The sequence below is a fragment of the Leptospira borgpetersenii serovar Javanica genome, assembly GCF_003046425.1.
GTDB lineage: Bacteria > Spirochaetota > Leptospiria > Leptospirales > Leptospiraceae > Leptospira > Leptospira borgpetersenii.
This window is the reverse complement of sequence record NZ_QAJG01000003.1, coordinates 105,815-112,500: the sequence shown is the minus strand read 5'-3', so window position 1 is coordinate 112,500 and position 6,686 is coordinate 105,815. Positions and strand designations below refer to the sequence as shown.

At 41.4% G+C, this 6,686-nt stretch carries 7 protein-coding genes and 1 pseudogene (1 of these 8 cut by a window edge); 4 read left to right on the top strand and 4 right to left on the bottom strand.

What is annotated here, in order from left to right; genetic code table 11:
• Positions 1 to 241 (bottom strand): annotated as a pseudogene (locus CLV95_RS03315) (MATE family efflux transporter) (it extends 1,132 nt beyond the left edge of the window).
• A gap of 337 nt (positions 242 to 578) precedes the next feature.
• Between CLV95_RS03315 and CLV95_RS03310 the strand changes: the two are divergent.
• From CLV95_RS03310 to CLV95_RS03295, 4 genes are read left to right on the top strand one after another with little or no spacing between them, the layout of a single operon-like run.
• Positions 579 to 1,880, top strand: a complete 1,302-nt coding sequence (locus CLV95_RS03310) for an amidohydrolase family protein (protein WP_002728307.1) — start codon at positions 579 to 581, stop codon at positions 1,878 to 1,880.
• Between the two features lie 58 nt (positions 1,881 to 1,938).
• Complete coding sequence (locus tag CLV95_RS03305) at positions 1,939 to 2,832, top strand: hypothetical protein (protein ID WP_002728311.1); 894 nt, start codon at positions 1,939 to 1,941, stop codon at positions 2,830 to 2,832.
• Entirely contained in the window at positions 2,832 to 4,631 is a 1,800-nt protein-coding gene (locus CLV95_RS03300) for a TrkH family potassium uptake protein (RefSeq protein ID WP_002728314.1), read from the top strand. Before CLV95_RS03305 ends, CLV95_RS03300 begins: the two co-directional genes overlap by 1 nt.
• Before the next feature lie 13 nt (positions 4,632 to 4,644).
• Complete coding sequence (locus CLV95_RS03295; RefSeq protein ID WP_002728319.1) at positions 4,645 to 5,364, top strand: potassium channel family protein; 720 nt, start codon at positions 4,645 to 4,647, stop codon at positions 5,362 to 5,364.
• Positions 5,365 to 5,452: 88 nt separating this feature from the next.
• Here CLV95_RS03295 and CLV95_RS03290 read toward each other — a convergent pair whose 3' ends face one another.
• From CLV95_RS03290 to CLV95_RS03280, 3 genes are read right to left on the bottom strand one after another with little or no spacing between them, the layout of a single operon-like run.
• Positions 5,453 to 5,740 (bottom strand): acylphosphatase, encoded by a 288-nt coding sequence (locus CLV95_RS03290; RefSeq protein ID WP_002728305.1) that lies wholly within the window; start codon positions 5,738 to 5,740, stop codon positions 5,453 to 5,455.
• A complete protein-coding gene (locus tag CLV95_RS03285) occupies positions 5,724 to 6,179 on the bottom strand; it encodes a globin domain-containing protein (RefSeq protein WP_002735670.1) in 456 nt (151 codons plus the stop codon). Before CLV95_RS03285 ends, CLV95_RS03290 begins: the two co-directional genes overlap by 17 nt.
• Entirely contained in the window at positions 6,176 to 6,664 is a 489-nt protein-coding gene (locus tag CLV95_RS03280) for an RNA pyrophosphohydrolase (protein WP_002728331.1), read from the bottom strand. The genes CLV95_RS03285 and CLV95_RS03280 overlap by 4 nt, the downstream gene beginning before the upstream one ends.
• Positions 6,665 to 6,686: the final 22 nt, after the last annotated feature.

Sequence of the window (6,686 nt, the reverse complement as noted above, 5' to 3'; positions counted from 1 at the left end):
TTCCCATCGCAAATCCCATGAGAAACGCAAGCACGGTAAAGTGCGCAATTCCTCCGATTCCGATCGAGGCGATCGAATTTTTACCGAGTCTTCCTACCATCATCGTGTCGGTCACCCAAACTACGGTTTGGCTGAACATTCCGAACACGACGGGCACCGCGAGTTTCAAGATCATGGAATTCAAAAGACTCGGACGAATGTTCCTATAAAAGGTATGGACTAAATGCTGTAAGGTTCTCACGGTTCTTCCAACTTTTTAGGAAGAAACAATAAAACCATCCCTTTTCAAGAAAACTTTTTTCCGGATTTACTTTGTTTACCTTTTCTGAGAAATTCCAAATGAGAGTGTTCGAGTTCAAAAACTCGTATCGTTTGGGAAACTGTTGGACAACGATTCGCGAAATTTATTTCCTGAATACAATTACGGAACAAAAGAGCTTTATTAAGTTACTGCGTCGTAAATTGCAACGCTAAGGCTCTTTATAAATCGTCGTAGTAGAAACGGCGCTTTGAGTTTAAGCGATTTATCCTCGGCAAATCAGCGTTTGAACGTGTTGCAGATCGTTCGACGGAAATTTATGAAACAATACGCGGATCTTCACAATCACCTCTACGGATCGATCACTTCCGAATTTCTCTACGAGATAGGTAGGTCCAATCCTTCTCCTCGTTGGGAGATCTTTACGAATTCCTATCAACAATATTTTGGTAAAAAAATTTCCACGGAAACTTTTTTCGAAGACTATAAAGATCCCGATTCTTTTCGCAAACTTTACCTATTTAATCATTGTGGTCCGTTTCCCGAATTTCAGGCCAAATTCAATCTGATCATCGCTTTATCCAAATTCGATCCCGTCGAAATTGCGTTAGTCGCTACACGGGTCGTTGAAGATCAGTTTCGCCAGGGAGTGACTTACGGAGAATATAGAGTGATGTATTCTCCGTTGGAAACGGAACAGGGAATATACGATAAAACCTTAGCCGCTTGCGAAGGACTTGCACGCGGAGAAGAAAAAACGGGCGGATTTGCCAAAGGTAAACTTGTAATTTCTTTGCACAGAGACGGAGACGTATTCAGGGAGTATTCTATTTATAAGGATCTTATGGAAAAAAATCCTTTGATCCGGGATTATTTAGTAGGATTAGATTTTTGTTATATAGAAGAAGGGTTTCCCCCTAAAGAAAAAAAGGAATTTTTTGAGACGGTGGGGGAGGACAACAAGGCAGAAAAGGACACGGCTCTTGCGATTCTTTATCACGTCGGAGAGAGTTTTCAAGACAAATCGATTTTGTCCGCTTCAAGATGGGTTTTAGAATCCGCGGAGTGGGGGGTACATCGTCTTGGGCATGCAATCGCTCTCGGGCTTCATCCTTTCGAAAAGATGAAGGATAAAATTAAGGAATCCAAATCGGAAAGATTGGATCAACTTCGGTTGTATTACGATCGGAAAGAAGAACTGGATTCTTACTTTGAGGTTCCTTCGAGGGAAAAAATTGGAAACGAAATCGATTCTCTCAAACATAAAGAAATTGTAGAATTAGAGACAGGCTCTTCGTTTTTGGAAGAGTGTATCGGCTTTCAAAATTATTGCATTTTCAAAATCAAACAGACCGATGCGGTCATCGAATCTTGTCCGAGTTCGAACGAATTTATCGGAATGGTCGTCGATCCTAAATCGCATCCGATTCTTCGTTTTGCAAAAAACGGAATGAAATTCACGATTTCCACGGATGATCCCGGGATTTTCGGAACTACGATCGAAGCAGAATATTCGAAGGCTGCCCAAATCGGTCTTAGTGCGGAGATCTTGGAAACCGTGAGACAGAATTCTTTTTTATTCACTTCCGAAATTCTAAGCGGAAGAAAATCAGTTCCTTGATTTGACTCTAAAAATTCTTGCCTCGACTTGATGTATAAGGGATTCTAGAAGAAAGACCATGCTCAATTTATGGGAAATCCGTGAGAATCCGTCGAGTTGCGTTCAAAACCACGTCTTGCTTGCCCATAAAAAGATTCGAAATTTTGCCTCTGATTTTTGTAAACGATCGGTTTTGTTTCGTTTTTATGCGAACAGCAAACTTACGACCATTTTTCTTATTCTTTCTTTTTTTAATTCGGATTTATTGTTTTCTCAGAGTCAAACGGACTTCTCCGATCCCTACGATTTCAACCTGAGGAATTATAAGGATTCTCCGGGAAGAGAGGTTTATCAGGAATATACGATTCCTCCGGCTTTTAAAAAACCGGCTTTGATTTCTCCTAAGAATGTACAGATTCCTTTCGAAACTCCATTTCCATCGACCGGCGGTTTACGTAGGACCGTAAATCCCAATACGGAAAGAAAACAAGAAAATCTGATCAATCCCCTTACGGGTAATATCAATGTGGAAGCGATTCTTCAAAGACAAGCGCAACAAACCGACAAAAAGAAAAAACAAAATCAAATTCATGAGGAGGAAAAATATACGGAAACAACACTTCGTCGTTTTTCGATCATCTTCTTTATGACTCTTCCGATCACTCTCGGTTTCGGGTATGCGATCGCTTCCAATGCCAAAGTTCAAGGCGTGCATAAGTTTCAAAAGACGTTCGGCGGTTCCGTTTTTATTTTTACTTTCGGAACGAGTCTTGCTTTTGCAAACGCTTGGCATGATATGAAAGAATATGAATCCATGAAAAAGGAGAATCAACCCGAATCACCCCCTGTCGAACCGACATCCGCAGATTCTCTCGGCTTCGGAAATTTTCTGCCGATCTCCAATGCGGGGGCTTCCGGGATTCCGGGAAGAGAATATAAACTGGAGATTTCGTTTTTTAACGTTAACTTCTAATGAATCCCATCAAAGAGGCTATATTCAATTTATCGAATATTTGGTATAATATAGCCCTTTTTTATCAGTCTAAAATTTATCCTCCTTTAAGAATCTACTACTCGATCTGCGGAAGTATTTCTCTTTGTCTTTTGGTTTTAATCTACGGATTTTATTATCCTCATCAATGGACACACTGGATTCGACTACTCGTAAATGGAATCGTCGTTTCCTTAGTCGTTTATGAGGCTCTTTCGTTTATTTTCGTCGTTGGAAACCTATTCGGTTATCTCAAAACCCACAAGACGGAAGCGATCGTAGTTTTTCTGATCGTATTCCAGGAGATCATCAGTCAGGAAATCTATGAATTTCTCACTTTCAATTCCTTAAGCGGAGAAGATGCGAGTTTGGCTTTTTTGTCTTTGAGTCAACTGTTTCTCCTATTCAGCAACTTTTCCCGATTGATCCGAAAAACGGAACTACTGAATTACGGACTGATCAGTCCTTCCTTGGTCATTACGGGAAGTTTCGGAATTTTAATTCTACTTGGAACGCTCGCATTATCCTTACCGAGGGCGCAGGCCGTTCCAATTCCCACAATAGACGTTTTTTTTACGGTTGTAAGTGCGGTTTGTGTTACCGGTTTGAGTACGATATCCGTAGCTTCTCAACTGACCGGGACGGGACAAACGATTCTGATGCTATTGATTCAAATTGGCGGACTTGGTCTTATGACGCTTACCGTTTTTTTTGCGATCTTTTTGGCGGGGCAGGTCAGTGTTACAAACAAACTTTTAATCAAGGATCTATTTAGTCAGGAAAGCGTGGGACGAGCTTCCTCCGTTTTAAAACAGGTGGCGGCTCAGACTTTTCTCATAGAAGCGGTGGGAGCCCTGTTGATCTTTGTCTGCTATCCTGATCAAAGTGAAACGAATCTTAAGAATAAAATCTTTTACTCCTTATTTCACTCTGTGAGTTCTTTTTGCAATGCCGGTTTTTCCACGTTCCCTCAGGGGTTTGGAACGGATTGGATGTTGAATCAAAGAGAGTTTTTATCCATAGTAATGGTTCTGATCGTACTCGGAGGATTGGGGTTTCCTACAGTGAATCATTTGATTCATTGGATGTTGAAGATCGGAGATCATCCCAAAAGGATGGAACTGGGAGCTAAGTTGATTCTTACAGTGTCGGCCGGTTTGATTGTGTTCGGAACGGTTTCGTATTACGTGTTGGAGATGAATCACACTCTTTCCGGGTTAGGTGTAGCGGATGGAATATTCCATTCCCTTTTTTATTCGATCAGTACTAGAACCGCAGGTTTTAACACATTAGAAGTTTCTAAAATGGGGATGCCCATGGTGTTTGTTAGCCTTTTTTTAATGTGGGTAGGGGCTTCCCCGAACGGCACCGGAGGTGGAATCAAAACAACGACGCTTGCGGTTGCTATACTTCATCTATTCAATCATATCAGGGGCAAGGAAGAAGTGGAAGTTTTTGGAAGGAAAATTTCTTCCGGTTCCACTTCCAGAGCGTCTGCGGGAATTCTCGTATCTTTATTTCTGATCTTTTGCGGAATTTTCTTTTTAACATGCACCGAAAATTCCGCATTTTTGGATCTCTGTTACGAAGTTGTATCCGCATTCGGAACTGCGGGACTTTCGAGAGGAATTACGTCCTCTTTGACTTCGGCGGGGAAAATTTTAATTTGTATGATGATGTTTTGCGGTCGGGTCGGAATGTTAACCATACTGATCGCTTTGGTTCCGAAGGAAAAAAAATCCGGACTTAAATTTCCGGAAGAATCGATCATAGTCGGTTGAGAGGAGGAGTGTTATGGTGGTCAAAAAGAAAAATAAAACCCTCAAAAAAAGAATCGCCGTTATCGGTTTGGGGGATTTCGGCAAAACTCTGGTGATCTATTTGAACGAGAACGGGCACGAGGTGACGGCGATAGACAAGGACATAAAGATTGTCGAAGAAATCAAGGATCATTGTGCTCTTGCCGTTTGTGTGGATACGAGCAGTAGATCCTCGTTGGAAGAGTTGGATCTAGAAGACATGGACGAGATCGTTGTAGCTCTCGCGGAAAATTTCGAATCTCTGATCACTACTGCATACAATTTGAAAGATATGAATTTAAAATGTCTACATGTTCGTTATCATTCCGAATTGAATCGTAAAATTCTTCAGATGATCGGGATTGATAATCTGTTCAATCCCGAAGAAAGGGCGGCCGCTTCCATGGCGGAACAACTCAGTTATCAAGGGGTAAAAAAAGCGACCTTGTTAAGCGAAGAATACAGTCTTTTCGAAGTGGAAATTTCTCCTCTTCTTTACGGTAAAAAGTTAAGAGAGCTCAGGCTAAGGGAAAAGTTTCAGATCAATCTGGTTGGAATCAGAAAAGCGGAATCAAACGGAAACGATTCGGAACCCCAAGAAGGTGGTGTTTTTCTCCCGGATTCCAGAACGGTATTTAGAGAGAAGGAAATTTTGATTCTGTTTGGAAGTTCCGAAAGTATCAAACGTTTTACGAGCGCTTACCACATCGAATAAGGAATTTTTAAAAATAAATCAAAGATGTCTTAAGGAACCTCTATAAAATAGATTTTAGGATTTTACATCCGAGTGGATTTCGTGGAGTTTATTTTTTAATTTCAAAAGTTCTAAAATTCCCTTTCGGGTCCTCCCAATTAATCAAAGCTTCCTTAATCTCGGAGCCTTTGGGTCCTTTTTGGATTGCTTTGTAGAGGTCTTCAATAAATACCTTATCTCCTTCCACAACCGTTTCCACTTCTCCTCCCGGAAGATTTTGGGTGTACCCACTGAGCCTGCATTCTTGGGCTCGTTGAAGAATGTAATATCTAAATCCTACTCCTTGAACCTTTCCACGAACGAGAATCTTCGCTCTTGAGTTATTTTTGGATCCCATCTTCTTCCTCCGTTTTACTTTCCAAATTCACCATCCATGCCGAGAAGTCCTTAAAAAAAGACCAAAGAATTTCTTTTATGGAAGCGTCAACTTCCCAATCGTCCAGAGCCTTGCGGTAACAAGAGAGCCAAATCCTTCTCGCTTTTTCATCGATTGGAAACGGAAGATGTCTTGCACGCATCCTAGGAGACCCATAGTTTCGAGAATACAAAAAGGGGCCGCCGGTAACTTGAATTAAAAAATCGGCGGATTTTATTTTACTCTCTTCTAAAACTTCGGGAAACATAAAAGCGATCGGACTCAGAGAGATCTGATCGTAAAAATTAGAAACCAGATCTCGTAGGCGATTTTCACCGACCGCGTCGAAAACCGTTTGTAAACCCGGAATTGGACCGGGAGGCCCTCCCGGCGGGATGAAGATGAATCGTTCTTCCGTCATAGTTTTTTTTTCGTTTTTTGGAGAAAGGCATGAATCTTAGGTCCGAATTCTTCTATAATTTTATAATATACGTCTTTTTTAAAAGGAACGGCTGTTGCCAAAGTGTCTTCTATGGGAATAAAACGAACCGTTTCGAATTCTCTTTCGTAAATATCCAGTTTGCAATCGTTTATTTCTCCGTTCCAATGAATGAGAAACCATTTTTGAATTTGCCCTCTATATTTCTGAAGATGTCGATTGAGCGGAAGATTTTCCGGAAAATCATAGGGGATCCAATCCGGATATTCGGCCACGATTTTTCCCGAATCGATTCCGACCTCTTCATACAATTCTCTCCGAGCCGCCGTTGTTGGGTCTTCAGCTTCATCGATTCCACCTTGGGGGAATTGCCAAGAACCGGGAAAATTCGATCTTTCTCCCACTAAAACTTCTCCATGGGAGTTGAAGACGACCATTCCGACATTCTTTCTATAAGGCTTTTCCATACGAATAAGCTCCCGTTCGAGC

What these genes read in the sequence shown, in the direction of transcription:
- CLV95_RS03310 (WP_002728307.1), top strand. Translation starts at nt 579, where the DNA reads ATGAAACAATACGCGGATCTTCACAATCACCTCTACGGATCGATCACT.
- CLV95_RS03305 (WP_002728311.1), top strand. Translation starts at nt 1,939, where the DNA reads ATGCTCAATTTATGGGAAATCCGTGAGAATCCGTCGAGTTGCGTTCAA.
- CLV95_RS03300 (WP_002728314.1), top strand. Translation starts at nt 2,832, where the DNA reads ATGAATCCCATCAAAGAGGCTATATTCAATTTATCGAATATTTGGTAT.
- CLV95_RS03295 (WP_002728319.1), top strand. Translation starts at nt 4,645, where the DNA reads ATGGTGGTCAAAAAGAAAAATAAAACCCTCAAAAAAAGAATCGCCGTT.
- CLV95_RS03290 (WP_002728305.1), bottom strand. Translation starts at nt 5,740, where the DNA reads ATGGGATCCAAAAATAACTCAAGAGCGAAGATTCTCGTTCGTGGAAAG.
- CLV95_RS03285 (WP_002735670.1), bottom strand. Translation starts at nt 6,179, where the DNA reads ATGACGGAAGAACGATTCATCTTCATCCCGCCGGGAGGGCCTCCCGGT.
- CLV95_RS03280 (WP_002728331.1), bottom strand. Translation starts at nt 6,664, where the DNA reads ATGGAAAAGCCTTATAGAAAGAATGTCGGAATGGTCGTCTTCAACTCC.